We start from the raw sequence: 24,764 nt of genomic DNA, 5'->3' as shown, positions 1-24,764 counted from the left end.
GCTGAGGCAGGACGGCAAGCAATCAGCCCTGCAATTGGCGTAGCCACGCCAGGCCTTCGCTGGTATCGCCCTTCGGACGATATTCGCAACCGATCCAGCCTTTATAGCCCAACTGGTCGATCACCTCGAACAGGTGCGCGTAGTTCAGCTCGCCAAGGTCCGGTTCATGACGATCCGGCACACCTGCGATCTGGATGTGGCCAATCCCTGCAAAATCGCGGCGCAGCTTGGCTGTCAGATCACCTTCGACGATCTGGCAGTGGTAGCAGTCGAACTGAACCTTGAGATTGTCGGCGCCCACCTGGCGGCAAATCTCCTGTGCCTGATCCTGGCGGTTGAGGAAGAAGCCAGGCATGTCGCGAGTGTTGATCGGCTCGATCAGCACGGTCACTCCGGCAGTTCTGGCCTGTTCAGCCGCGAATGCCAGATTCTCCAGATACACCGCCTGATGGCGCTGACGCAGGTCTTCACTGGGAAGCAGGCCTGCCATGACGTGAATCCGGTCATTGCCCAGCACTTGCGCGTATTCCAGAGCACGTTCGATGCCGCTGCGAAACTCAGCTTCACGGCCCGGCAAGGTGGCGATGCCTCGTTCACCGGCAGCCCAGTCTCCCGGTGGAGCATTGAACAGCGCCTGCACCAGACCGTTGTCGCTCAGGCGTTGCTTGAGCTCCTGCGGACTGTAGTCGTAGGGGAACAGATACTCGACCGCGCCGAAACCATCGGCAGCGGCTGCGGCGAAGCGCTCAAGGAAGTCATGCTGTGGGTATAGCATGCTGAGGTTGGCGGCAAAACGAGGCATGTTAACTCCAGTCTTTAAAGGTCAGACGAATGGCCAAAGCAGCAGGGTCAGGACGAAGCCCAATGTACCCAGCAGCGTGACCAGTACGGTCCAGGTGCGCAAGCCGTCGGCGACGTTCAGGCCCGCCAGCTTGGTGAACATCCAGTAGCCCGCATCGTTGATGTGCGACATGGCAAGACCGCCACCGCCCATGGCCAGGCAAAGCAGGGCCAGGTGGTTGGCGCTCAGGTCGAGCGTAGCGATCAGCGGGCTGAGAATACCGGCAGTAGTCACCAGCGCCACAGTGGTAGAGCCTTGAACGGCACGCAACAGCAAGGTCAGCAGAAAGCCCAGAGCCAGAACCGGCAGGCCGGTATTGCGCAGGGCTTCGGAAACCACTGCGCCAATTCCGGTATCGACCAGCACTTTACCGAACACACCACCGGCACCGGCGATCAGGATCACCATGGCTACGCCCGGCAATGCCGAACCGATCACATCCGATACCTGGGAACGGCTCCAGCCACGACGCGAACCCAGCAGCCAGGCGCACAGCAGGGTATCGATCAACAGGGCAACCAGAGGCGCGCCCAATACGGTCAGCACGCTGCGCAGGGTTGAGGTCACAGGCAACATGGTGGTGGCCAGCGTACCCAGCAGGATCAGGATGATAGGCAGCAGAATCAGGGCAATGATCAGGCCGAAACCCGGTGCAGGCGCTGGCGGCAGTTTGCTTGCAAGGCTGCTGGCGCTTTCTTCGCCACCCAGTGTCCTGGCCTGAGTCGCTTCGCGAACGGTGGAATAGTCGTTGCGCGCCCAGGCTTCGAGGTCTTCGTTGGTGACGTGCGGGCCGTAGACTTCGCTGCGGATATCGTCGGTCATCGGGTAGGTCTTGCGGGTCATGCGCCCGGCGACGAAGTAGCCGATGATGCACAGCACCGCGACCATCGGAATGCCCAGCATCAGTACACGACCCAGGTCTGCGCCCAACTGGCTGGCAGCGGCGACGGCACCCGGATGTGGTGGCAGGAATGCATGCACGGCCAGCAATGCGGCGCACATCGGCAAGGCGAAGATCAGCAACGGCTTACGTGCGGCCCGTGCCACGCCGTAGGCCAGTGGCATCAGGATGATCACGCCAACCTCGAAGAACACCGGAATGCCGACCATGAAACCGGCAACTGTCAGCGCCAGTGGCGTGCGCTTGTTCCCGAAACGCTCGATCAGCGTCTTGGCCAGTGCTTCGGCGCCTCCCGACAGTTCGATGATGCGCCCGATCATCGCGCCCAGGGCAATGATGATCGCGATATGACCAAGGGTCTTGCCCATGCCGCCTTCGATGGTCGCGACCAGATCGGCCGGTTTAACACCGGCGACCAGCGCCACGATGATGCTGACCAGCATCAGGGCAACGAAAGGCTGGAATTTATATTTGAGAACCAGGAACAGCAGCAGCGCGATACCCGCGCCCGCGATGGCCATCAACATGAAAGGAGTCATGCTTGTGCACTCCCGCAAGGGGTGAGCGAGACAAACGCTGAGCAATAGCTGACAAAAGCGAGATAGGGATGATTCATGCTCTTGAGTCCTGTTGTTATTGTCTTTGGTGGTGCCGTAGTCGATCGAGAGTCGAGGAACGACTCCCGATCAATGCTTGCGAGTTACCACTTCGCGCCGAAAACCTGACGCAGCTCTTCAAGGGCGGCGGGTTCCAGTGGCGCAGGCTTGGGATTGGTCATCAGCCACAGGCGAGCGGTTTCTTCGAGTTCTTCCAGGGCATAGCAGGCCTTTGCGACCGAGCTTTCCCAGACCACCGGGCCAAGTCGCTCCAGCATCACGCCGCGCACACTGTTGGCCAGTTGCGCGACACGCTCGGCGACTTTCGGGGAGCCCGGACGTTCGTAGCCAATCAGCGGGATATGCCCGACTTTCATCACCTGATACGGCGTCAATGGCGGCAGTATGTCGTCTTCTTTCCAGACGCCAGCCAGTGTCAGAGCGACCAGATGCGTCGAGTGGGTATGCACCACGCCGCCCACTTCAGGGTTGCGGTCATAGACCTCGCGATGCAGGGCCAGGGTCTTGGACGGCTTGTTGCCGGACACCCATTCACCCGCCAGATTGACCTTGGCGATATCCGCCGGGTCCAGACGGCCCAGGCAGGCGTCGGTCGGGGTGATCAGCCAACCGTCATCAAGGCGGGCGCTGATGTTGCCGGCGCTGCCGACCGTGTAGCCACGGCCATAAAGCAGCCTGCCGACATCGCAGATTTCTTCGCGCAGGGCTTTTTCGCTGCTCATCAAGCTTCTCCTGCCAGTTGCTTGAGGGCTTTGGCGAAGAAGTCACGGGCACCGAAGTTGCCGGACTTGAGTGCCAGCGCCAGCGGTTGTGCGCCGTTGCTGACTGTCGCCGGAACGCCCGGATCGATCTGTGCGCCGATCTGCAACAGTTGCACGCCCAGTGCCTGGACGACTGCGCCGGAGGTTTCGCCACCGGCGACGACAAAGCGACGTACACCCGACTCCAGCAAGCCTTTGGCGATCTGGCCCAGCGCCTCCTCGACCATGGCACCGGAGCGCTCGACGCCCAGTTCCTTTTGCACGGCCTTGACTTCGTCCGGCGTGCTGGTGGCGTAGATCAGAACGGTTTGCCCGGCATTACGCGCGAACGCCAGTGCCTGCTCGACCACCGGCTTGCCAGCCGCGAGGTCCAGCGGATTGATGCGCAGGGCAGGACGGTTGCCTTCCAGCCAGGCCGCGACCTGACCATTGGTGGCCACCGAAGCGCTGCCTGCCAGGACGACTTCGCCACCGCTGACTGCGGCCTGTTTTGCAGCATCGATATCGCGCAGCTTGCCTGCCTTGCGGAAGTTGCCCGGCAGGCCCAGCGCCAGGCCTGAGCCACCGGTCAGCAACGGCAGGTCGGCACAGGCTTCGCCCAGCACATACAGATCGGCATCGGAGACGGCATCGGCAATTGCCATGCCCACGCCGTCGGCGCGCAGTTCGGCGATCTTGCTGCGTACGGCGTCCACGCCCTTGGCGACGGTGTCGTAGCGCAACAGGCCGACTTTCTTGCTGGTCTGCTCTTGCAGGACACGCACCAGACTGGCGTCGGTCATTGGGGTCAGCGGGTGGTTCTGCATGCCCGATTCGTTGAGCAGTTGATCCTGCACGAACAGATGGCCACGGAAGATGGTGCGACCGTTTTCCGGGAAGGCCGGGCAGGCCAGGGTGAAATCGCTGTTGAGCCTGGCCAGCAGAGCTTCGCTGACCTGGCCGATATTGCCAGCGGCAGTCGAGTCGAAGGTCGAGCAGTACTTGAAGAAAATCTGTTCGCAGCCGCGCTCGCGCAGCCACTCCAGAGCGGCCAGGGATTCTTCCACGGCTTCGGCTGTTGGCGTGGTACGTGATTTGAGGGCAATCACGATGGCGTCGGCATCAAGACCGGCAGCCATTTCAGCGCTCGGGATACCGATGCTTTGCACAGTGCGCATACCGCCGCGGACCAGCATGTTGGCCAGGTCCGTGGCGCCGGTGAAGTCATCGGCGATGCAGCCCAGCAACGGGCGGGAGGAGGTCAGAGTCATGGGGCGCTCCTCAGGCTTGTTCTGGTTTGGCTTTTGGCAGTTCGATGCCCGGGAAGATCTTGATCACTGCCGAGTCATCCTCGCGACCGAAACCGGCGCTGGAAGCCTGCATGAACATTTGATGAGCAGTGGCCGACAGTGGCAGCGGGAATTTGCTGGTGCGTGCGGTATCCAGGACCAGGCCCAGATCCTTGACGAAAATGTCCACCGCCGAGAGCGGTGTGTAATCCGCCTTGAGGATGTGTGGCACACGGTTCTCGAACATCCACGAGTTACCGGCGCTGTTGGTGATCACTTCGTACAGGGCGTCTGCATCGACACCTTCGCGCAGGCCCAGGGCCATGGCTTCGGCACTTGCCGCGATGTGTACGCCAGCCAGCAACTGGTTGATGATTTTGACTTTCGAGCCCAGGCCATGCACGTCGCCCAAGCGATAGACCTTGCCCGCCATGCCGTTGAGCACGGCTTCTGCCTTGGCATAGGACTCGGCCGGGCCTGAGGTCATCATGGTCATCTGGCCGGCAGCCGCCTTGGCTGCGCCGCCGGAGATCGGAGCATCGAGGTACAGCAGGCCTTGATCGACCAGACGCTGGCCCAGTTCGACGGCGAAGGTTGGAGCAACGGTGGCACAGCCGATGACCAGGCTGCCGGGGCGCAGTGCGCCGATGGCGCCGTTCTCGCCAAAGAGGACTGTTTCAGTCTGTTCGGCGTTGACCACGACAGTGATGATCACATCGCAGGCGGCAGCCATGCTGGCAGGCGAGTCGCAGGCAACACCACCTTCCTGGGCGAACGCTTCGGTCACGCTGGTGCGCACATCGCAGGCATGCACATTGAAGCCATTGCGCAGCAGCGAGCGGGCAATGCCCAGACCCATGGCACCCAGGCCGATAACGCCAACATTCTTCGTAGTCATGAAGCAATCCTCAAGTCTGTGCCGATGCCTGTTGAGCCAGCAAACGGACGATATTGTTCTGATCTGTGAATCTGATAGTGGATCAGTGAGTGAATAATGTGAAGTATTTTTTGTTTTTAACAAAAGTTCACATCGAAAAAGCGTCGCGGGCAAGCCCTCCCCCCACATTGGAATGATGTTGTGTGGGAGGGGGCTTGCCCGCGACGACAGAATTTCAGGTGCTGAAGGAAGGGGTGATGCGAGGAATTAAAACGAATGGTTCTGCTTGCGCCTGCGCCATTGACCCAGGGATTCCTCCAGGCGGGCGGGGCTGTCGATGCCCTGGCGGCGTGCATGGCTGAACAGGATCAAGGCCAGTTCAGCCGTGACCAGTGCGTCGGCGCTGGCATGGTGGCGCTCTTCGGCATGCAGCCCGAAAAAGTTCGTCCAGTCGTCCAGCCCGGCCTGACGCAGGTTTGCGTCCGGGCAGAGCATCGGGGCGATATCTGCGACATCGAAGAACGGGTGCTGTAAGCGATAGTCCAGGCTGTCTCTCAGGGCGCGGGACAGCATGTGCTGGTCGAACGGTGCGTGGAAAGCCAGCACCGGGCTTGAGCCCGCGAACTCCAGAAAGTCCAGAAAAGCCTCGACCGGCTCGCTACCGGCCGCAATGGTACTGGGCGCCAGGCCATGAATAAGCACAGCCGGGCTGACTTTGTGATCGACGCGCAGAATCGTGCGCTCGAACTGCTGGCCAAGGTCGATGGCGCCATCCTCGATCACCACAGCGCCGATGGACAGAACCTGATCGCGGTTCATGTTCAGGCCGCTGGTTTCCAGATCAAGCACAACCCAGCGCTGTTTGCGCAACGGTTGATCACTGAGCTGAGCGAAGGCGGGCAGTTCTGCCAGACGCTGCAATTGATGGCTGTCCAGAGGTGTCTTTTTCGGGCGCGGTCGTAACCACTCAAACAGATTCATAGTTGATAACGCATGGTCAGGCTGGTTTGCAGGCGTTGAGCCTGTCGGAATGACTCGCGCAGAATGCGACGGTCCAGATGGTTCAGGGTGTCAGGGTCGATGCGGTTGGAGTACGGCAGATTCTGGCGGCTTTGCAGTTGATGTTGCAGCATGCGGGTCTGTTGAATGAAGTGGTAAGCCTCTTCATAGGCGGCACCGTCCAGCGGGTCGATGACCTCGCGTTCCACCAGTTGGCGCAGTCGCTCCAGCGTGTTGTTGGCACCGATGCCATTGGCCAGCGCGAGCAGTCTGGCACCATCGACAAACGGCGTCAGGCCTTCAGTCTTGAGGTCCAGAGTGTCCTTGTCGCTGCCCTTGCGTGCCAGCACGAAGTCCTTGAAACGCCCGACCGGCGGGCGCTGTCGCAGGGCATTGTCGGCCATCATGCGCTGGAACAGGCGGTTGTCCGCAACCTGATCGAGGATGCCGCGACGCAATTGTTCACACCCGGCTTCGTCGCCCCAGACCACCCGCAGATCGAAGTAGATGCTCGATGCCAGCAGGTTTTCCGGTGTGGCTTCGCGAATGAAGGCCGAGAAGCGTCTGGACCATTCGCTGCGTGACAGGCACAGCTCGGGATTACTGGCCATGATATTGCCTTTACACAGGCTGAAGCCGCACTGGGCAAGGCTCTGGTTGATACGCTCGGCGATGGGCAGCAACAGCGCGCGTATTTCCGCTGCCTGCGCGGCATCACTGGCTTCAAACAGGATTCCGTTGTCCTGATCGGTGTGCAGCGTCTGTTCACGCCGTCCTTCGCTGCCGAAGCACAGCCAACTGAAAGGCACGCCGGGATCGCCTTTCTCTTCCAGGGTCAGTTCGATGACCCGGCATACGGTGTGGTCGTTGAGCAGGGTAATGATCTGGGTGATCTGGGTTGAAGAGGCGCCGTGAGCCAGCATCCGGTCGACCAGTTGCACAATATCGCCGCGCAGATTGGTCAGAGCCTCGATCCGTGGTGCATTACGGATGGTACGCGCCAGATGCACCAGGTCCACACGTTGCAGGGAAAACAGATCGCGCTCTGACACTACGCCGCACAAGCGTCCACTCTTGACCAGGCAGACATGGGCTATGTGGCGGCCGGTCATGGCGATGGCGGCATCGAAGGCGCTGGCGTCGGGGCTCAGGTGAAACGGCGCCGGGCTCATGGTGTGCTTGATCGCCTGGCTGAAGTCGACATTGACGTCGGCCACGGCTTCGCGCAAATCGCGTAGCGTGAAGATGCCCAGTGGTGCCTGCTGCTCATCGACTATCACGATGCTGCCCACTTGCTGCTCGTGCATCATTTTCACAGCTTCGCGCATCGGTGTTTCTGGGCTGCACATCACCGGATGGCGCATGGCCAATTCGCCAAGGCGGGTATTCAGGGAATATTGAGTGCCCAGGGTTTCCACGGCGCGTTGCTGGACTTGATGGTTGACCTGATCCAGCAGGCTGCTGACCCCGCGCAAGGCGAAGTCCCGGAAGGTGGTGGACAGTGCAAACAGCTTGATGAATGCCTGTTTGTTCAGTTGCAGGCAAAAAGTATCTTCGGCTGCCAGATGTTCGGTACGTGTTGCCCGTTCGCCCAACAGAGCCGCCAGCGGGAAGCATTCTCCGGTGGTGATTTCAAAGGTGGTTTCGGTGCCGCCTTTGGCCGAATGTGGTCGTTCCCCTACCACTCGCCCTTGCTTAACGATATAAAAGTGCTCTACTGGACCATCGGCTGGCTTGATGATGCTCTCGTCGCTGGCGTAAAAACGTAGCTGACACTGTTCAACCAGGTACGCAAGATGGGCGTTTTCCATCTGATTGAACGGCGGGAATTTTTGCAGGAACTGCATGGTGCCGTGAATGTTCTGCAACACCGCTGTCTTGCCTGCCTGGTTGAAAGCGTCGGCTTTGCTCATGACCGTCTACCGCGTTTTTGTTATTGGTGGTCATGGTCGGCCGCTTCCGTCGCAGTGCCCATTGGACGTAAGTCTTACGCTGTGGGTAGTGCTCCGGTGCCGGGGTTCTTGTAGAACAGTTTTGACGAACGCATGGGATCGCGCTCGAATATCCGGCTGGGAAGCCTTTGAAGTGCGCCGCAGGTTTAACCTGATCTGCTGTCAGAATTAGTCCAGGGAATGATGAGACGGTAATGAGTGACCACGACATCTTGAGCGATGAAGAGCGTGATGCCCTTACAGAGGTCATGCTCCAGCCCAATCGTGATTTGCCGCAGCGTGTGCTGATCGTCGACGACGACAGCGATGCTCGCGAGTTGCTGGCCGAAATTCTTAGTCTCAATGACATCAGTTGCATGACGGCCGGTGGTGGCAATAGCGCCATGGAGCTGCTTGAAACCAAGCAGTCCATAGGCCTGTTGATCACCGATCTGCGCATGGCGCCTTGCGACGGGCTTGACCTGATCCGCCAGGTCCGCGATTCCGAACGCGCCGCCTTGCCGATCATCATCGTTTCAGGCGATGCCAACGTGCGCGATGCCATCGATGCCATGCACTTGAGCGTGGTGGACTTCCTGCTCAAGCCGCTCAATACCAAGCAGCTTGTGCGGTTGGTGAAGCGTGAGCTGGGGATGACCTGAGCCTGAAGTCGCTCCCTGCGCGTAGGAGAGATTGAGCTGCAAGCTCTAAGCTTCAAGCTGCAAGAAAAAGCGGGTGGTGTACGCGCTGTGCTCTTAACTTGCCGCTTGTAGCTTGAGGCTTAGAGCTTTCGCGACTTCAGTCGCGAAAACCGCTACCGGTTTTGAGCCTTGAACTCCCGACGACGGCGATGCAGCACCGGCTCGGTGTAACCGTTAGGCTGCTTTGTGCCTTCTATCACCAGCTCGATGGCGGCCTGGAACGCGATATTGCTATCGAAGTCCGGCGCCAGCGGGCGATATAGCGGGTCGTTGGCGTTCTGCCGATCCACCACCGGCGCCATGCGCTTGAGGCTTTCCAGTACCTGGGCTTCGTTGACCACGCCATGACGCAGCCAGTTGGCCATGTGCTGGCTGGAGATGCGCAGCGTTGCGCGGTCTTCCATCAGGCCGATGTCATTGATATCCGGCACTTTCGAGCAACCCACACCCTGATCGATCCAGCGTACGACATAGCCAAGAATGCCCTGGGCATTGTTGTCCAGTTCGTTCTGAATCTCTTCCGGTGTCCAGTTGACCTGTGGCGCCAGCGGAATGGTGAGGATGTCATCCACCGAAGCGGGCACTCGTTGCGCCAGCTCGGCCTGACGGGCGAACACGTCGACCTTGTGATAGTGCAAGGCGTGCAGGGCTGCCGCTGTAGGCGAAGGCACCCAGGCGGTGTTTGCGCCAGCCAGAGGGTGCGCGATTTTCTGTTCCAGCATCGCCGCCATCAGGTCTGGCATGGCCCACATGCCCTTGCCGATCTGTGCCCGGCCTTGCAGGCCGCACTTCAGGCCGATATCGACGTTGGAGTTCTCGTAGGCACCGATCCATTTCTCGGCCTTCATCTGCGCCTTGCGAACGACCGGGCCTGCTTCCATGGAGGTGTGGATTTCGTCGCCCGTGCGGTCCAGGAAACCGGTGTTGATGAACACCACGCGCTCGCTCGCCGCCTGGATACAGGCCTTGAGGTTGACCGTGGTGCGGCGTTCTTCGTCCATGATGCCGACTTTCAGCGTGTTGCGCGGCAAGCCCAGGACTTGTTCGATGCGGCCGAACAGCTCATTGGTGAATGCGGCTTCTTCCGGGCCATGCATCTTGGGTTTGACGATGTACACGGAGCCGCTGCGGCTGTTGCTGCGCGACGTATTGCCATTGAGGTTATGGATCGCAGCGAGGCTGGTCAGCAGGCCGTCGAGAATGCCTTCGGGCACTTCGTTGCCCTGTTTGTCCAGGATCGCATCGATGGTCATCAGGTGACCCACGTTGCGGATGAACAGCAGCGAGCGGCCATGCAGCGTGACGTCGTTGCCCTCGGGCGTGGTGTAGACGCGATCGGGGTTCATGGTGCGGGTGAAGGTTTCACCGCCCTTGGCCACTTCTTCGGCCAGGTCACCTTTCATCAGGCCCAGCCAGTTGCGATACACCACGACCTTGTCGTCGGCATCGACTGCGGCGATGGAGTCTTCGCAGTCCATGATGGTGGTCAGCGCGGCTTCCATCAGGATGTCTTTCACACCTGCCGGGTCTGTCAGGCCGACCGGGCTGGAAGCATCGATCTGGATCTCGAAGTGCAGGCCGTTGTGCTTGAGCAGAATGGCCAGCGGTGCAGAAGGATCGCCCTGGAAACCGATCAGTTGCGCGTCGTCCTTGAGGCCGGTATTGCTGCCGCCCTTGAGGCTGATGACCAGTTTGCCATCGATCAGTTTATAAGCGGTTGAATCCACGTGTGAGCCAGCCGCCAGAGGGGCGGCCTCGTCGAGGAAGGCGCGGGCGAAGGCAATCACCTTGTCACCGCGAACCTTGTTGTAGCCCTTGCCCTTTTCGGCCCCGCCTTCTTCGCTGATGGCATCGGTGCCATAGAGCGCGTCGTACAGCGAGCCCCAGCGTGCATTGGAGGCATTGAGGGCGAAGCGGGCATTCATCACCGGCACGACCAGTTGCGGGCCGGCCATGGTGGCAATTTCTTCATCGACGTTTTGTGTCGTGATCCGGAAATCTGCCGCTTCTGGCAGCAGATAACCGATTTCCTGAAGGAAAGCTTTGTAAGCCGAGGCGTCGTGGGCCTGTGCGGCGTTGGACTGGTGCCAGGCATCGATTCTTGCCTGCAAGTCATCACGTTTGGCGAGCAGGGCTCTGTTCTTGGGCGCAAGCTCATGGATCAGTTTGTCCGCCCCGGCCCAGAACGCTGCGGCATCGACGCCGGTTCCCGGGGTGGCTTCGTTCTGCACGAAGTCGAACAGGACTTTGGCGACCTGCAGGTCACCGACTTGAACGTACTCAGTCATTGCACTTGCCTCACTCTGCTCAGCAGGTCGAGCTCACTCAAGGAGCGCTCTGTTATTGGTTTCGGTGTTATGTAGTGCGCGCCGCGGAATACTACATGAGGAGCAGCGATGGGGAATGAATATGTCATCAAACGACTGAAGTTTCACGACCAGTCACGCTGCCGACCCGGATGTTCTCAAAAATGACGACGATTGTTCCAGATAATTATCAAAACGGTACACGTTCTGCGCTTTGCAGTGCCTGTGTGAACCTTGCCTATACTTTCGCGACACCCGCCGAGGTCTGGCGGAGTCTTTTTGAAAGCAGAGGTAGTCACCTGTGAATCATCTCGTAGTCACTGTGGTTGCACCCGACAAGCCCGGGCAGGTCGAGCGTATCGCCCAATGCATCGCCGATCATGGCGGCAACTGGCTGGAGAGCCGCATGTCGCGCATGGCCGGGCAATTCGCCGGTATCCTGCGGGTTGGCGTCTCGCCTGAAAGCCAGGATGAACTGATCCAGGCCCTGCGGGTGCTGACGGTTCATGGCATTCATGTGCAACTTGCCGAAAGTACAGCCGAAACCCTCGGCTCCTGGAAAACCATCAGCATGCAGCTTGTCGGCAATGACCGCCCCGGCATCGTTCGTGATATCACCCGCTTGCTGACCGGGCAGGGCGTCAACGTCGAAAGCCTGATCACCGACATCACCCCGGCACCCATGAGCAGCGAACTGCTGTTCCACGCCGACGCCGTACTGGGCGTGCCTCTCACGCTTTCACTGGACGATCTACAGGCCCGGCTCGAAACCCTGGCGGATGATCTGATGGTGGAATTGGTGTTGAAGACGGATATTTGAGTGGCTGCTATCGCACTGCTCGCAGGTTATCCAAGTTAATCGTGCATCCGCCTGTGGATAACCTGGGGAGATTGCCTTGTGCGCCATGACGGGCAAGGCTTTGCGGGAATTGATCAAAAATTCAACAGTTTCAATGGCTTGTACACAAATAAGGTGAGCCTGCCTGTGGATAACCGTTGGAGAACCCTTTGCAGGCCACGTAGAACGTGGCTTGCAAAGGGTTGTATGTTTTTTGATCAGGCGCGACGGCGCAGATTCAGCCAGGCATCGATGCTGTAGATCGCCAGGCCTATCCAGATGCAGACGAAAGTGATGATGGTGCTGGTGTTCAGGTGTTCGCCGTACAGCAGGACCGCAAGTGCCAGCACCAGTGTCGGCGCGATGTATTGCAGGAAGCCCAGTGTGGTGTAGGGCAAGTGGCGGGCGGCGGCGTTGAAGCATACCAGCGGGATCAGCGTCACCGGACCTGCGGCCGCCAGCCATATCGCCTGGCTGGTGGTCCAGAACTCAGGCTGTGCGGTTTGTGCCATCGGGGTGAGCAGCAGCCAGGCCAGGGCCAGCGGGACCAGCATCCAGGTTTCCACGACAAGGCCGGGCAGGGCGGCCACCGGGGCTTTCTTGCGGATCAGGCCGTAGAAGCCGAATGTCAGCGGCAATAACAGCGACACCCACGGCAGATTGCCGACATGCCAGACCTGCTGGGCAACACCGGCCGCTGCCAGCAGCACCGCCAGCCATTGCAGCCGCCGCAGGCGTTCACCCAGCAGCAACATCCCGAGCAGTACGTTGACCAGCGGGTTAATGTAATAACCCAGGCTGGCCTCGACCATACGCCCGTTGTTCACGGCCCAGACATACACCATCCAGTTGCAGGCGATCAGGCTGCCGCTGAGCGCCAGTACTGCCAGCCGTCCGGGATTCTCGCGCAGCTCGCGCCACCAGCCGGGATGTTTCCAGACCAGAAGCAGCAGGGAGCCGAACAACGCCGACCAGATCGCCCGGTGAATGATGATCTCAAGGGCGGGAACGGCGGCCAGGAGTTTGAAGTACATCGGGAACAGGCCCCAGATGATGTAAGCACTCAGGCCAAGAATGTATCCACGGCGTGGGTTGGCAGCTTGCATGTGGTGTCCTTGTTCTCAACAGCAGGTTTCTGGTTTTTATCGTGGCAGCACATGCGTCGCAGGTTGTGGGCTTGCGACGCACAAGGCGGGGGTCAGAACAGTTTCAGGGGCTCTTCGTTCAGAGCCGACAACTGCTCGCGCAAGGCAAGGATGTGGTCGCCCCAATAACGCTCGGTGCCGAACCACGGAAAGCTGCGCGGGAAGGCCGGATCGTCCCAGCGCCGTGCCAGCCATGCGCTGTAATGCATCAGGCGCAGGGCACGCAACGGCTCTATGAGTGCCAGTTCGGCGGGATCGAAGTCGTGAAACTCGTTGTAGCCGTCCATCAGTTCCGACAATTGTCCCAGACATTCCTGACGATCGCCTGCCAGCATCATCCAGATGTCCTGTACGGCGGGTCCCATACGGCAGTCGTCCAGATCGACAATGTGGAACATCTCATCGCGGCACATCATGTTGCCGGGATGGCAGTCGCCATGGATGCGGATATTGCTGTGTGGCGTTGCAGCGTAGACATCCTCGACCCGCTTGAGCAGGTCGCGGGCGACGGACTCGTAAGCCGGGAGCAGGCTGCGCGGAATGCAGTCGTTGGTCAGCAGGTAGTCGAGGGAATCATGGCCGAAGTTTTTCACGGCCAGGGCTTCGCGATGCTCGAACGGCCGGGTCGCGCCCACGGCATGGATGCGCCCCAGCAACTGGCCCAGACGATAGAGCTGATCGAGGTTGCCCGGCTCGGGTGCTCGTCCGCCACGACGCGGGAACAGTGTGAAGCGAAAGTCGCCATGCTCGAAAAGGGTTTTCCCGTCATGCACCAGAGGCGCGACTACTGGCACTTCGACCTCCGCCAGCTCGAAGGTGAAGCTGTGCTCTTCAAGAATCGCCTCGTTACTCCAGCGCTGTGGACGATAGAACTTGGCGATCAGGGGCTGCTCGTCTTCGATGCCGACTTGATAGACCCGGTTTTCATAGCTGTTGAGGGCCAGGACTCGGGCGTCGCTGAGAAAGCCGATGCTTTCTACTGCATCAAGCACGAGGTCGGGAGTGAGTGTTGCGAATGGGTGGGTCATGCTGACTCCTGCGCGCAGCAGGTCGCCGCGTTGGGCCAGTGATGTTAACGCAGAGTGATGCCCGTCAGCCAAACCACTTGAATCTAATTTCAGGTTTTCGCCAACGTCACGAAACGGTCATGGTTTGTTCGTCGGATAGCCATGTTCGTCGATTAGTGTCGCCGCCAATGAGATCGATCTCAAGCGAGTGACAATGACTGACCTGAAAGAAGTTGCACGCCTGGCCGGTGTATCGCGAGCCACGGCTGCGCGAGCCTTCGCTACCCCCGATGTCGTGCGCCCTGCCACTCGTGACCAGGTATTTGCGGCTGCCCGTGAGTTGGGTTTTCGCCCCAACCGCCTTGGTCGCCAGTTGCGCCTGCAAACCACCAACCTGATTGGAGTGGTGGTGCCTAACCTGCTCAATCCGGTGTTTGCCGAGCAGTTTCAGGCGATGGAGCGTGTGGCCCGCACCCGAGGTTACAACCTGCTGCTGGCGACCACCGATTACGCCAGCGAGCGCGAAAGCGAAGTGGTGGAAGAGCTGCTGCGCCAGCGGGTGGACGGGTTGGTGCTGACCGTGACCGATGCCGAGCGCAATCTCGTGTTGCAAAGCCTTGCCAGTGAAGACACGCCTTTCGTACTGGCCTATCACCAGACCGATAACCCCGACTACAGCGCTGTGTCTGTGGATAACCGAGCGGGCATGGCGCTTGCGACCCGCTATTTGCTGGATGCCGGGCATCGGCGTGTCGGCATGGTTGCAGGCCCTGCCATGCAGTCCGACCGTGCGCGCCTGCGTTATGCCGGCTATTGCGATGCCATGACCGAACGCGGCCTCGATGTGCTGCCGGTCATTGAAATGCCCGCCCACACCCGCGCCGACTTTGCCGCTCTCACGCCTTTGCTGCATGGCCCGCAAGCGCCTACGGCACTGGTCTGCTCCAACGATTTGCTGGCGATCAGCCTGATTGCCGAGTTGCGTCGTAACGGTCTCGGCGTGCCTGAGCGGTTTTCGGTCATCGGTTTCGACGGCATCGCCCTCGGCACCCAGATGCATCCGACGCTGTGCAGCGTTGTTCAGCCGATTGCGGCGCTGGCACAGATCGTTATCGATCAGTTGCTGGCCCAGATCTGCGGGGCGGCACCGGTTTCCCATTGTCTGCCGTGCCATATCCGGCCCGGTGAAAGTACCCAGCCCCATTAGGAGATGCTTCATGTTGAGTCTCAGTAAAACCCTGTCGGCTTTGCTGCTCTGTGGTGTGGCCAGTCTGGCTCAGGCCGCTGAAACCGCTATCTGTTACAACTGCCCGCCTGAGTGGGCTGATTGGGGGACGCAGCTCAAGGCCATTGCCGACAAGACCGGCGTACAGGTCCCGCTGGACAACAAGAACTCCGGTCAGGCGCTGGCGCAGATCGTTGCCGAACAGGCGGCTCCCGTGGCCGACGTGGTGTATTACGGCGTGACCTTTGGCTTGCAGGCGCAGAAGGCCGGTGTCGTCGATACCTACAAGCCCAGGCACTGGGATGATATTCCGGCGGGCCTGAAAGACCCGGCTGGCCACTGGTTCGCGATTCATTCCGGCACCCTCGGCATCATGGTCAACGTCGATGCTCTGGGCGGTCTGCCGGTGCCTCAGAGCTGGGCGGATCTGCTCAAGCCCGAGTACAAGGGCATGGTCGGCTACCTCGATCCGTCCAGTGCGTTCGTCGGTTATGTGTCGGCAGTTGCCATCAACCAGGCCATGGGCGGCACGCTGGATAACTTCGCTCCGGCCATCGATTACTTCCAGAAGCTGGCGAAAAACTCACCCATCGTGCCCAAGCAGACTGCTTATGCACGGGTGTTGTCCGGTGAGTTGCCGATCCTGATCGACTACGACTTCAACGCTTATCGCGCCCGTTACAAGGACAAGGCCAACGTCGCTTTCGTGATCCCTCAGGAAGGCACCATCGGCGTGCCGTATGTCATGAGCATGATCAACAAGGCGCCGCATCGCGCCAACGCCGAAAAGGTGCTGGATTTTGTGCTGTCCGATGACGGTCAGGCGCTCTGGGCCAAGGCGTATCTGCGCCCTGTTCGCTCGAAAGTCCCGGCCGAGGTGGCGGCTCAGTTCCTGCCGGACAGCGATTACGCCCGTGCCGGCGTTGTGGATTACCAGCAAATGGCCACAGTGCAGGAAGCCTTCGCCGCCCGCTATCTGCGTGAGGTGAAGTAATGTCAGCCTCGCTGGAGCATGCGGGCACTGTGCGGCCGGGCAGATTCCCCAGGCTGTGCCTGCGCCCGACCGCTGCCGTGGCGCTTGCCCCGGCAATGGCGGTGTTGCTGGCTTTCTGGTTGCTGCCGCTTGCGCACTTGATTGTCCTGGGCGGGCAGAGCCCTGAAGGCAGCGACAGTGGTTATTGGCAGGTGCTGAGCAGCGCTCAATATCTGGGCAGTCTTGCGCAGACCTGTCTGCTGGCCGTCGTGGTTACGCTCGCCGCTTTGCTGGTGGGCGGTATCAGCGGTGTGTTTCTTGCCCGGCAGCGCTTTTTCGGTCGCTCGGCACTGGTGGCCTTGCTGACCTTTCCGCTGGCGTTTCCCGGCGTGGTCGTGGGCTTTCTGGTGATCCTGCTGGCCGGGCGTCAGGGCATCTTTGCCGCGCTCGGGCTTGAGCTGGCGGGTGAGCGCTGGGTTTTCGCCTATTCGCTGACAGGCTTGTTCATTGGCTATCTGTATTTCTCGATCCCCCGGGTGATCCTCACCGTGATGGCTGCCTGCGAAAGTCTGGACCGCAGCCTGGAGGAGGCCGCGCATTCATTGGGTGCCGGTCACTGGCGGGTGGTCTGTGACGTGATCGTGCCCGGCCTGGCCCCGGCGCTGGTGTCTTGTGGCGCAATCTGTTTCGCGACTTCCATGGGCGCTTTCGGTACGGCGTTCACACTCGGGACCCGACTGAACGTCACGCCGGTCGCGATCTATAACGTGTTCACCAACTACGCCAACTTCATCGTGGCTGCGGCATTGTCCGTGATTCTCGGTGCGGTGACCTGGGCGGTCCTGCTGGTGGCTCGTCGTCTGGCCAAGACTTCAGGAGCCGCTCTGTGAAACGTCCTGCACTGTTTGCTGCACAACTGCTTTTTACCCTGTTGGTCTGCGCGTTCATGTTGGTCCCGGTAGTGTTGTCACTGCTGGCCGGCCTGACGCGCAATTACTTTCAGGGCCTGTCCAGTGGCCTGACCTTCGATTGGCTGTTGCAAGTCTGGCAGGCCTATTCGCCGACGGTCTGGCTGTCGCTGCAACTGGCGTTGGCCTGTGCCTTTTGTGTGTGTCTGATCGGTGTGCCTGCGGCATATGCGCTGGTGCGGATGAATAACCGTTTCAGTCGCGCTTTCGAGGAGCTGATGGTCTTGCCCGTTGCCATGCCGGGCCTGGCCAGCGCCTTGGCGTTGCTGCTGACTTATGGGCAGTTCGGTGATTTTCGCGGCAGTTGGTTGTTCATTCTGGTGGGCCATGTGCTGTTCACCTTGCCGTTTCTGGTTCGTCCGGTCATGGCCGTGATGCAGCGTCAGCAACTGCCGGTTCTCGAAGAGGCCGCTGCCAGCCTGGGGGCAGGGCCGCTCAAGCGTTTTTTCAGCGTGGTAGTGCCCAACTGCCGGGCCGGGATTCTTGCGGGCGTGTTGATGGTCGTGACCTTGTCGCTGGGCGAGTTCAACCTGACCTGGATGCTCCACACCCCCATGACCAAAACCCTGCCTGTCGGGCTGGCCGACAGCTATGCCTCGGCGCGCCTGGAAGTTGCCAGCGCCTACACCCTTCTATTTCTGTTGCTGATCGTGCCGCTGCTTATTGCATTGCAGGCCATCAGTGCCCGTCTTGCCCGTGGAGAGAGCCGATGAGCGGAACCACCATACGCCTGCAGGGTTGCCGCAAGGCGTTTCCTGACGGCACGGTCGCTGTACATGATTTGCACCTGACCATAGAACCGGGCGAAACCCTGGCCATTCTCGGGCCTTCCGGGTGCGGCAAGACCACCACCTTGCGCTTGATTGCCGGGCTTGAGCGCCCGGATGTCGGGCAAGTGCTGTTCGACGATCAGGATGTCACGCGCTTGCCTATCGAGCGGCGCGATGTGGGGATGGTGTTCCAGAACTATGCGCTGTTTCCCAATCTCGATGTGGCGGGCAATATCGTTTATGGCCTGAAGATTCGCGGCATGTCGCCCGCCGAGCGCAACAAGCGCTGCACCGAACTGCTGGAGCTGGTGGGCCTGCACGATCATGGCAAGCGCAGCATTCACGAACTGTCCGGCGGGCAGCGTCAGCGCGTGGCATTGGCTCGCGCCCTGGCGGCTCGTCCTCGCGTGCTGTTGCTGGATGAGCCGCTTGCTGCGCTGGATGCCCAGTTGCGTGAGCGTTTGCGCAGTGAACTTGATCAACTGCTGCGTGGCCTGGGGATCACATCCGTGTTTGTCACCCACGATCAGGGCGAAGCCATGGCGCTGGGTGATCGCATTCTGGTCATGGAAAAAGGCCGCGTCGCACAACTGGCCAGCCCGCGGGAAATCTATCAACAACCTGCCAATGCCTTTGTGGCCGGTTTCGTCGGCAACCTCAACGCTTTCAGCGTGCTTGAGCGTACGCCACTTGGTTTGAAAGTCAGTGGCGGCGAGTTGCCCTGGAATGCTGCTCAGGCACCGACCATCGTCTATTGCCGCCCGGAGCACCTGCGCGTGACGTCCGCCAGTGGGCATCTGCAAGGCCGATTGGTGGGGCAGTTTTTCCAGGGCGCGCAAAGCCGCTTGCTGGTGGATGTTGGTGGTGCGCAGCCGCTGTTGGTGGACAGTTCAGACAATGTCATCCATGCCGCCGGTGCCTCTATTGCCTTGAGCGTCGAGCCTCAAGCGCTGTTTACCCTGTCTTCGTGACGCCGTTCTAACCGAGAGATCATTTTGAATCGTCCCTTTCTCATCGCTCAAATCAGCGACCTGCACCTCAAAGCCGGTGGGCGTCTGACCTATGGTGTCGTGGATACTCTGGGTGCTTTGCGTCGTGCGGTTGAACATATCAACGCCAGTACACCTCGCCCCGATATCGTGGTTGTCAGCGGGGACCTGGTGGATTTCGGTCGCGCTGACGAATATGCCGTGCTCAAGCCGGAGCTGGAGCGTTTGCATATGCCGTTCTATCTGGTGCCCGGCAATCATGATGACCGTGAGCATCTGCTGGCCGCTTTTGCCGATCACATGTATTTGCCGCTATCGGCAAGCGCGCCGCTGGACTGGGTGGTCGAGCAGTATCTCGTGCGCCTGATCGGCATGGATTCGACCATTCCGGGAGAGCATGGCGGGCGGCTGGATTACTGCCAGCTCGATTGGCTGCACACCCAGTTATCCCGACGACCCGATGTTCCGACAGTGTTGATCCTGCACCATCCGCCGTTTATCAGCGGCATCGGCCATATGGACCTTCAGCCTTTTGGCAATGCGGCGGCCCTGGAGCAGTTGATTGCCTTGCACCCTCAAGTCGAGCGTTTGCTGTGCGGGCATCTGCACCGACCGATGCAGCGTCGGTTTGGCGGCAGCATGGCGTGTGTTTGCCCCGGTACTTCACATCAGATCGTGCTCGACCTTGAAGAATCGGCACCGGCGCATTTCAATCTGGAACCGGCGGGTTACCTGCTGCATCGCTGGCATCCGCAAGACGGTCTGGTGACCCATAACGCAGTGTTTGGCGATTACGAAGGGCCGTACCCTTTTTATGATGCCAACGGGTTGATTGACTGATATCCCGACAGGCGTAGGAGCGAATTCATTCGCGAATGAATTCGCTCCTACGGGATAAATACCCGTGTGGAGGCGATTGGATCAGGCGCCGATGATGCCGCCATCTTCGCGGGTAATCACCATCACCGAGGACCGTGGTTTGCCGTCGGGCAGGTGCTCGGGGAAGGTGGATCCGCCGTTTTCGCCAGGGTGCTGAATCCCCACGAACATCGTCTTGTAGTCCGGCGCGAAGCTGATGCCGGTCACTTCGCAACCGATCGGTCCGACCAGGAAGCGGCGGATTTCACCGCTGTGCGGGTCGGCGCAGAGCATCTGGTTATTACCCATGCCAGCGAAGTCACCCTTGTTGCTGGAGTCGCCGTCGGTCTGTATCCACAGGCGACCCGCTTCGTCGAAGCTCAGGCCGTCCGGGCTGTTGAACATGTTCTGGGCATTGACGTTGCTCGACCCGCCTTGTGGCTTGCCGGCATGTACGACCGGGTTGCCCGCGACCACGAACAGATCCCACTCGAACTCCATGGCCGATGCATTATCTTCGGCTTCCTTCCAGCGCAGGATCTGTCCGTACTGGTTCTTGGCTCTCGGGTTAGGTCCGCCAACGGGCTGGCCGTCATCGCCGCGCTTGGCGTTGTTGGTGAGGGTGCAATAGACCTGGCCATCCTTGGGGCTGACCACGATCCATTCCGGACGGTCCATGCGTGTGGCTTTCACCACGCTGGCGGCCAGACGTGCATGAATCAGCACTTCGGCCTGGCTGTTGAAGCCGGCAGCGGCATCCAGGCCGTTCTTGCCGTGTGTCAGCTCGATCCACTGGCCTTTGCCTTTCGGACGATCCGGGTTGTTGTCGCCGCCGTCGAACTGCGCCACATACAGCGTGCCGTGATCCAGCAGGTTGCGGTTGGCCTTGGGGTCCTGGTGGTCGATCTTGTCGCGGCTGATGAACTTGTAGATGAACTCGCCACGCTCGTCGTCGCCCATGTACACCACGACGCGACCGCCCTTGGTTTCGGTCAGTGCGGCGTTTTCATGCTTGAAGCGGCCCAGTGCGGTACGTTTGAGCGGTGTGGATTTCGGGTCGAATGGATCGATCTCTACCACCCAGCCGTGACGATTGACTTCGTTGGGATTCTTGGCCACATCGAAGCGCGGATCGTGTTGATGCCAGTTGATGTCCTTGCTGGCAGCCACGACGCCGTAACGCTTGAGGCCCGCATCGAACTTCTGCTCTGGATTGCTGCTGCCGAAACAGTCGGTGAAGTTCTCTTCGCAGGTCAGGTAAGTGCCCCATGGCGTCTTGCCGTTGGCGCAGTTCTGGAAGGTGCCCAAGGCATGCTTGCCTGCCTTGTCGGCATCGGTCTTGAGCCATTCATGGCCGGCAGCCGGGCCGCTCAGGTCGATGGGCGTGTTGCCATGAATGCGACGGTTGTATTTTGAATCCTGCACGAACTGCCACTGGCCGTTCTTCTGCTGGACTTCGATGACCGATACGCCCTCGGCGGCCAGTGCCTTCTGCACTTCTTCAGCCGATTGCGGCTCCTTGCCATGATCGAAGAGGTAGCGGTAGTTGGTGTATTCGTTGTTGATCGCCATCAGCGCCCGGTCCTTATGGCCGGGCATCGGGAACAGGCTCATGCCATCGTTGTTGTCGCCGAACTGCACTTCCTGCGCCTTGGCGGTGCCTTTGCCGCTCGGGTCGAAAGCCGGACCGCCTGCCTGCAAGGGCTGGCCCCAACTGATGAGAACCGAGGATTTATAGCCTGGCGGCAGGCTGATGGTATCTGCCGTGGCGGCTGGAATGCTGTCAAAGCCCAGCAGCTTGCCCGATGCGGCGCTGACACTGGTGGCCAGTGCGCTGCGGGTCAGCAGGTTGCCGCCCAGAAACATCGCAGCACCGCACAGTGCGCCTGCGCCAATGAATCCACGACGAGTGAGGCCGACCATCTTTTCGAGGTCGGTTGATTGATTTTCTTCTAATAGTTTCATCATCACGGCTCCCACAGAGGTGGCAGCCACGATAATTGCCGCATATGACGAAATTGTGTCGAGAGGATGACGACACAGGCGCTTACAAAGATGTGCCCAGCAAGACCAGAGACGGCGCGAACTGAACCTGCACCCGACTGCCCGTTTCCAGTTGCAGGGCCTGAAGCTGTTCAGAGGGCGCCAAGGCACACAGCGTCTGGCCTCCAGGCAGGCTGATGCGTACTTCGCAAGGGCCGTCTTCGGCTTCGAGAATGGTATCGATCAGTCCGAGCAGGCAATTGTTTCCATTTGTTTCTTCGTGGTCGTGGGGAAACAGCTCAAGCCAGCCTGCCTTGATGAGAGCGACGACATCGGTATCGAGGCCCAGATCCAGACGCAGGGTGCTGTCATGGGTGATCTGCGCCTCGATGAACACCTCGTCCGCCACTTTCAGGCGAATATGGTCGTTGTGCCCATGTCGCGTGATGCTCGCGATACGGCCAAGCAGTTGGTTTCGGGCGCTGGTGCGCAGGGTCAGGCGACTGAGCAGGTCCAGGTCCGCGCTTTCTTCGGTGGCTTCCAGCACCTGGGCCTGTAATGCCTGCAGTCGTTGATAGAGACGCAGCACGCGCTCACCTTCGGCGGACAGTTTCGCGCCACCGCCACCTCGTCCGCCGACACTGCGCTCGACCAATGGCTTTTGCGCCAGATTGTTCAGTTCATCGATGGCGTCCCAGGTTGCCTTGTAACTCAACCCCGCACTTTTGGCCGCCCGGGTGATGGAGCCTTGCTCAGCGATGTGTTGCAGCAACTCGATGCGCTGTGGGCGACGGATCATATGTTGCGTCAGCAGAGTCGGTAAGGGCATGGCGACGGATTGTGTGGCTGATGGGAAGAGCGAAGTGTAAGGCAAGTCGGCGAGCGAAACGATCAACCCTCGGGCTTGGGTGTTCTGGCCAGGCAGTAAACATCCACCCGCCGCGCTCCGTTCCTGAGCAGGGCACGGGCAATCACATCGGCTGTAGAACCTGTGGTCAGCACATCGTCTACCAAGGCCAGGTGCTTGCCTTGTATCCAGGCCGCATCGACCACCTTGAAGGCGCCGTTCAGGTTACGTTTGCGGGTTTTTGCGTCCAGCCCTTGCTGGGCCGTTGTCTCGCGGATGCGAAGCAACTGGTGCTCATCCACTGGCAGGCTCAGAGTTTTGCCGAGCCAGTCGGCCAGCATGCCCGCCTGGTTGTAGCCGCGCTGGCGCAGACGTTTGTTGGCCAAGGGAACGGGCAGCAGACAATCGGGGCGGGCAAGGCCCTCGTCGAAGCGGTGTTGCAGGAATTGCCCGGCCAGTTCGGCCAGCAATTGCCCCATGGGCCACCGGCTCTGGTGTTTAAAGCGAGTGATCAGGCTGTCGACCGGAAAATCGTACAGCCAGGGAGCGATGACCTCCGTGAACGCCGGTGGCTTTTTGAGGCATTGTCCGCAAGTCAGACCGCAGACCGGAAGCGGCAGGGCGCAATTCAGGCATTGGTCGCCAAGCCAGGGCAAATCGGTTTCACAGGCCACGCAGACAGGAAAAGGTGCATCGCTGAGTTCATCGCATAATAAACAGATTTGTTTGTTTTTTAACCAGATGTAAACCTTGTGTTTGTAATCGGGTTGACAGCGCATGGCTCTTCCTTAAATATGCCGAACATCCGTGTAGCGCTTGTGGGCTTTCTTCGCCTTGGCGCATTGCCTGAAAAAACCAAGGAGCCGCCCAATGAGCGCCAGCACCACCGCCACTCTGCGTCACGACTGGACTTTAGCCGAGGTCAAGGCGTTGTTCGTACAGCCATTCAATGACCTGCTGTTTCAGGCGCAGACTGTGCACCGCGCTCACTTCGACGCCAACCGCGTCCAGGTTTCGACCCTGCTGTCGATCAAGACCGGCGCCTGCCCTGAAGACTGCAAGTACTGTCCGCAATCCGGTCACTACAACACCGGTCTTGAGAAAGAAAAGCTGCTGGAAGTGCAGAAGGTTCTGGAAGAAGCCGCTCGCGCGAAGGCCATCGGTTCGACCCGTTTCTGCATGGGTGCGGCCTGGAAACATCCATCGGCCAAAGACATGCCCTACGTGCTGGAAATGGTCAAAGGTGTCAAAGCCATGGGCCTGGAAACCTGCATGACCCTGGGTCGTCTGGATCAGGACCAGACTGAAGCGCTGGCCCAGGCGGGTCTGGATTACTACAACCACAACCTGGACACCTCGCCGGAGTTCTACGGCAACATCATTACCACCCGCACATACAGCGAGCGTTTGCAGACCCTGGCGTATGTGCGCGATGCGGGTATGAAGATCTGTTCCGGTGGCATTCTGGGCATGGGCGAGTCGCTGGACGACCGCGCCGGGCTGTTGATTCAGTTGGCGAACCTGCCTGAGCACCCGGAGTCGGTGCCGATCAACATGCTGGTGAAAGTCGCAGGCACGCCGCTGGAGAACGCCGAGGAAGTCGATCCATTCGACTTCATCCGCATGCTGGCCGTGGCTCGTATTCTGATGCCGCAGTCCCATGTCCGCCTGTCGGCCGGTCGCGAGGCGATGAACGAGCAGATGCAGGCCCTGGCGTTCTTCGCCGGTGCCAATTCGATTTTCTACGGCGAGAAATTGCTGACTACCGCCAACCCGCAGGCCGACAAGGACATGCTGTTGTTCTCGCGTCTGGGGATCAAGCCCGAAGCCCGCGAAGAGCACGCCGATGAAGTTCACCAGGCCGCCATCGAACAGGCGCTGGTCGAGCAGAAGAGCAGCGCCATGTTCTACGACGCGGCGTCTGCCTGATCCTCGTGACTGGGCCGCTTGCGAGCGGCC

At 60.1% G+C, this 24,764-nt stretch carries 22 protein-coding genes; 9 read left to right on the top strand and 13 right to left on the bottom strand.

The annotated features are described in order from the left end of the window. Positions 1 to 22: 22 nt before the first annotated feature. The 7 genes from otnI to ACODS3_RS05275 all read right to left on the bottom strand — a co-directional run bounded on the left by otnI (position 23) and on the right by ACODS3_RS05275 (position 8,177). Positions 23 to 802 carry a 2-oxo-tetronate isomerase gene (otnI, locus tag ACODS3_RS05305; RefSeq protein ID WP_489033597.1) on the bottom strand — a complete coding sequence of 260 codons (780 nt, stop codon included), beginning with the start codon at positions 800 to 802 and terminating at the stop codon, positions 23 to 25. Positions 803 to 823: 21 nt separating this feature from the next. Next, entirely contained in the window at positions 824 to 2,281 is a 1,458-nt protein-coding gene (locus ACODS3_RS05300; RefSeq protein ID WP_201018849.1) for a GntT/GntP/DsdX family permease, read from the bottom strand. Positions 2,282 to 2,442: 161 nt separating this feature from the next. After that, positions 2,443 to 3,081, bottom strand: coding sequence for a 3-oxo-tetronate 4-phosphate decarboxylase (gene otnC / locus ACODS3_RS05295; RefSeq protein WP_201005141.1), 639 nt, complete (start codon positions 3,079 to 3,081; stop codon positions 2,443 to 2,445). Next, positions 3,081 to 4,370, bottom strand: coding sequence for a 3-oxo-tetronate kinase (gene otnK / locus ACODS3_RS05290; protein ID WP_489033594.1), 1,290 nt, complete (start codon positions 4,368 to 4,370; stop codon positions 3,081 to 3,083). Before otnK ends, otnC begins: the two co-directional genes overlap by 1 nt. Before the next feature lie 10 nt (positions 4,371 to 4,380). Continuing rightward, complete coding sequence (ltnD, locus tag ACODS3_RS05285; protein ID WP_201005139.1) at positions 4,381 to 5,286, bottom strand: L-threonate dehydrogenase; 906 nt, start codon at positions 5,284 to 5,286, stop codon at positions 4,381 to 4,383. Positions 5,287 to 5,532: 246 nt separating this feature from the next. After that, entirely contained in the window at positions 5,533 to 6,246 is a 714-nt protein-coding gene (locus tag ACODS3_RS05280; RefSeq protein WP_489033592.1) for a 3'-5' exonuclease, read from the bottom strand. Next, complete coding sequence (locus tag ACODS3_RS05275; RefSeq protein WP_489033590.1) at positions 6,243 to 8,177, bottom strand: DUF294 nucleotidyltransferase-like domain-containing protein; 1,935 nt, start codon at positions 8,175 to 8,177, stop codon at positions 6,243 to 6,245. Before ACODS3_RS05275 ends, ACODS3_RS05280 begins: the two co-directional genes overlap by 4 nt. Before the next feature lie 233 nt (positions 8,178 to 8,410). Here ACODS3_RS05275 and ACODS3_RS05270 point away from each other — a divergent pair, with 233 nt between their 5' ends. Beyond that, positions 8,411 to 8,857, top strand: a complete 447-nt coding sequence (locus ACODS3_RS05270; protein WP_201005136.1) for a response regulator — start codon at positions 8,411 to 8,413, stop codon at positions 8,855 to 8,857. 152 nt (positions 8,858 to 9,009) lie between these two features. Here the strand turns inward: ACODS3_RS05270 and ACODS3_RS05265 are convergent, their stop codons facing one another. After that, the gene (locus ACODS3_RS05265) at positions 9,010 to 11,184 is read right to left on the bottom strand and encodes a malate synthase G (RefSeq protein WP_489033588.1); all 2,175 of its coding nucleotides are present in this window, start codon (positions 11,182 to 11,184) and stop codon (positions 9,010 to 9,012) included. Between the two features lie 319 nt (positions 11,185 to 11,503). On the opposite strand from ACODS3_RS05265, the gene ACODS3_RS05260 reads away from it, so the two are divergent. Then, positions 11,504 to 12,022, top strand: a complete 519-nt coding sequence (locus ACODS3_RS05260) for a glycine cleavage system transcriptional repressor (RefSeq protein ID WP_201005134.1) — start codon at positions 11,504 to 11,506, stop codon at positions 12,020 to 12,022. A gap of 236 nt (positions 12,023 to 12,258) precedes the next feature. On the opposite strand, the gene rarD is transcribed toward ACODS3_RS05260, so the two are convergent. Then, a complete protein-coding gene (gene rarD, locus ACODS3_RS05255; protein ID WP_304574745.1) occupies positions 12,259 to 13,146 on the bottom strand; it encodes an EamA family transporter RarD in 888 nt (295 codons plus the stop codon). 92 nt (positions 13,147 to 13,238) lie between these two features. Further along, positions 13,239 to 14,213: a serine/threonine protein kinase gene (locus ACODS3_RS05250; RefSeq protein WP_489033586.1), complete on the bottom strand. Its 975-nt coding sequence runs from the start codon at positions 14,211 to 14,213 to the stop codon at positions 13,239 to 13,241. A 193-nt stretch (positions 14,214 to 14,406) separates the two neighbouring features. On the opposite strand from ACODS3_RS05250, the gene ACODS3_RS05245 reads away from it, so the two are divergent. From ACODS3_RS05245 to ACODS3_RS05220, 6 genes are read left to right on the top strand one after another with little or no spacing between them, the layout of a single operon-like run. Further along, positions 14,407 to 15,399, top strand: a complete 993-nt coding sequence (locus tag ACODS3_RS05245) for a substrate-binding domain-containing protein (RefSeq protein ID WP_489033584.1) — start codon at positions 14,407 to 14,409, stop codon at positions 15,397 to 15,399. 10 nt (positions 15,400 to 15,409) lie between these two features. Continuing rightward, positions 15,410 to 16,411, top strand: coding sequence for an ABC transporter substrate-binding protein (locus tag ACODS3_RS05240; protein ID WP_489033582.1), 1,002 nt, complete (start codon positions 15,410 to 15,412; stop codon positions 16,409 to 16,411). Further along, positions 16,411 to 17,280: an ABC transporter permease gene (locus ACODS3_RS05235; RefSeq protein WP_489033580.1), complete on the top strand. Its 870-nt coding sequence runs from the start codon at positions 16,411 to 16,413 to the stop codon at positions 17,278 to 17,280. The genes ACODS3_RS05240 and ACODS3_RS05235 overlap by 1 nt, the downstream gene beginning before the upstream one ends. Beyond that, entirely contained in the window at positions 17,277 to 18,071 is a 795-nt protein-coding gene (locus ACODS3_RS05230; RefSeq protein ID WP_201005122.1) for an ABC transporter permease, read from the top strand. Before ACODS3_RS05235 ends, ACODS3_RS05230 begins: the two co-directional genes overlap by 4 nt. Further along, positions 18,068 to 19,099, top strand: coding sequence for an ABC transporter ATP-binding protein (locus ACODS3_RS05225; RefSeq protein WP_489033578.1), 1,032 nt, complete (start codon positions 18,068 to 18,070; stop codon positions 19,097 to 19,099). The genes ACODS3_RS05230 and ACODS3_RS05225 overlap by 4 nt, the downstream gene beginning before the upstream one ends. 24 nt (positions 19,100 to 19,123) lie before the next feature. After that, positions 19,124 to 19,957, top strand: coding sequence for a phosphodiesterase (locus ACODS3_RS05220; RefSeq protein ID WP_489033576.1), 834 nt, complete (start codon positions 19,124 to 19,126; stop codon positions 19,955 to 19,957). Positions 19,958 to 20,038: 81 nt separating this feature from the next. Here ACODS3_RS05220 and ACODS3_RS05215 read toward each other — a convergent pair whose 3' ends face one another. The 3 genes from ACODS3_RS05215 to ACODS3_RS05205 form a co-directional block, all read right to left on the bottom strand. Next, entirely contained in the window at positions 20,039 to 21,940 is a 1,902-nt protein-coding gene (locus ACODS3_RS05215; protein WP_489033831.1) for a PhoX family protein, read from the bottom strand. Between the two features lie 82 nt (positions 21,941 to 22,022). Then, complete coding sequence (locus ACODS3_RS05210) at positions 22,023 to 22,787, bottom strand: TOBE domain-containing protein (protein WP_489033574.1); 765 nt, start codon at positions 22,785 to 22,787, stop codon at positions 22,023 to 22,025. A 62-nt stretch (positions 22,788 to 22,849) separates the two neighbouring features. After that, the gene (locus tag ACODS3_RS05205) at positions 22,850 to 23,584 is read right to left on the bottom strand and encodes a ComFC family protein (RefSeq protein WP_489033572.1); all 735 of its coding nucleotides are present in this window, start codon (positions 23,582 to 23,584) and stop codon (positions 22,850 to 22,852) included. A gap of 91 nt (positions 23,585 to 23,675) precedes the next feature. On the opposite strand from ACODS3_RS05205, the gene bioB reads away from it, so the two are divergent. Beyond that, positions 23,676 to 24,734 (top strand): biotin synthase BioB, encoded by a 1,059-nt coding sequence (gene bioB, locus ACODS3_RS05200; RefSeq protein ID WP_122317437.1) that lies wholly within the window; start codon positions 23,676 to 23,678, stop codon positions 24,732 to 24,734. The last annotated feature ends 30 nt before the right edge of the window (positions 24,735 to 24,764 follow it).

The sequence above is a fragment of the Pseudomonas sp. FG43 genome, from assembly GCF_057809175.1.
Note: the sequence above shows the minus strand (reverse complement) of the source record. Positions and strands in the feature narration are given on the sequence as shown.

Bases quoted from the DNA above. Each gene is read 5' to 3' on its own strand.
- ACODS3_RS05275 (WP_489033590.1), bottom strand. From the start codon at position 8,177: ATGAGCAAAGCCGACGCTTTCAACCAGGCAGGCAAGACAGCGGTGTTG.
- ACODS3_RS05205 (WP_489033572.1), bottom strand. From the start codon at position 23,584: ATGCGCTGTCAACCCGATTACAAACACAAGGTTTACATCTGGTTAAAA.
- otnI (WP_489033597.1), bottom strand. From the start codon at position 802: ATGCCTCGTTTTGCCGCCAACCTCAGCATGCTATACCCACAGCATGAC.
- ACODS3_RS05280 (WP_489033592.1), bottom strand. From the start codon at position 6,246: ATGAATCTGTTTGAGTGGTTACGACCGCGCCCGAAAAAGACACCTCTG.
- ACODS3_RS05215 (WP_489033831.1), bottom strand. From the start codon at position 21,940: ATGAAACTATTAGAAGAAAATCAATCAACCGACCTCGAAAAGATGGTC.
- ACODS3_RS05270 (WP_201005136.1), top strand. From the start codon at position 8,411: ATGAGTGACCACGACATCTTGAGCGATGAAGAGCGTGATGCCCTTACA.
- ACODS3_RS05240 (WP_489033582.1), top strand. From the start codon at position 15,410: ATGTTGAGTCTCAGTAAAACCCTGTCGGCTTTGCTGCTCTGTGGTGTG.
- otnK (WP_489033594.1), bottom strand. From the start codon at position 4,370: ATGACTCTGACCTCCTCCCGCCCGTTGCTGGGCTGCATCGCCGATGAC.
- otnC (WP_201005141.1), bottom strand. From the start codon at position 3,081: ATGAGCAGCGAAAAAGCCCTGCGCGAAGAAATCTGCGATGTCGGCAGG.
- ACODS3_RS05265 (WP_489033588.1), bottom strand. From the start codon at position 11,184: ATGACTGAGTACGTTCAAGTCGGTGACCTGCAGGTCGCCAAAGTCCTG.
- ACODS3_RS05300 (WP_201018849.1), bottom strand. From the start codon at position 2,281: ATGACTCCTTTCATGTTGATGGCCATCGCGGGCGCGGGTATCGCGCTG.
- ACODS3_RS05235 (WP_489033580.1), top strand. From the start codon at position 16,411: ATGTCAGCCTCGCTGGAGCATGCGGGCACTGTGCGGCCGGGCAGATTC.
- ltnD (WP_201005139.1), bottom strand. From the start codon at position 5,286: ATGACTACGAAGAATGTTGGCGTTATCGGCCTGGGTGCCATGGGTCTG.
- ACODS3_RS05225 (WP_489033578.1), top strand. From the start codon at position 18,068: ATGAGCGGAACCACCATACGCCTGCAGGGTTGCCGCAAGGCGTTTCCT.
- ACODS3_RS05210 (WP_489033574.1), bottom strand. From the start codon at position 22,787: ATGCCCTTACCGACTCTGCTGACGCAACATATGATCCGTCGCCCACAG.
- ACODS3_RS05245 (WP_489033584.1), top strand. From the start codon at position 14,407: ATGACTGACCTGAAAGAAGTTGCACGCCTGGCCGGTGTATCGCGAGCC.
- rarD (WP_304574745.1), bottom strand. From the start codon at position 13,146: ATGCAAGCTGCCAACCCACGCCGTGGATACATTCTTGGCCTGAGTGCT.
- ACODS3_RS05250 (WP_489033586.1), bottom strand. From the start codon at position 14,213: ATGACCCACCCATTCGCAACACTCACTCCCGACCTCGTGCTTGATGCA.
- bioB (WP_122317437.1), top strand. From the start codon at position 23,676: ATGAGCGCCAGCACCACCGCCACTCTGCGTCACGACTGGACTTTAGCC.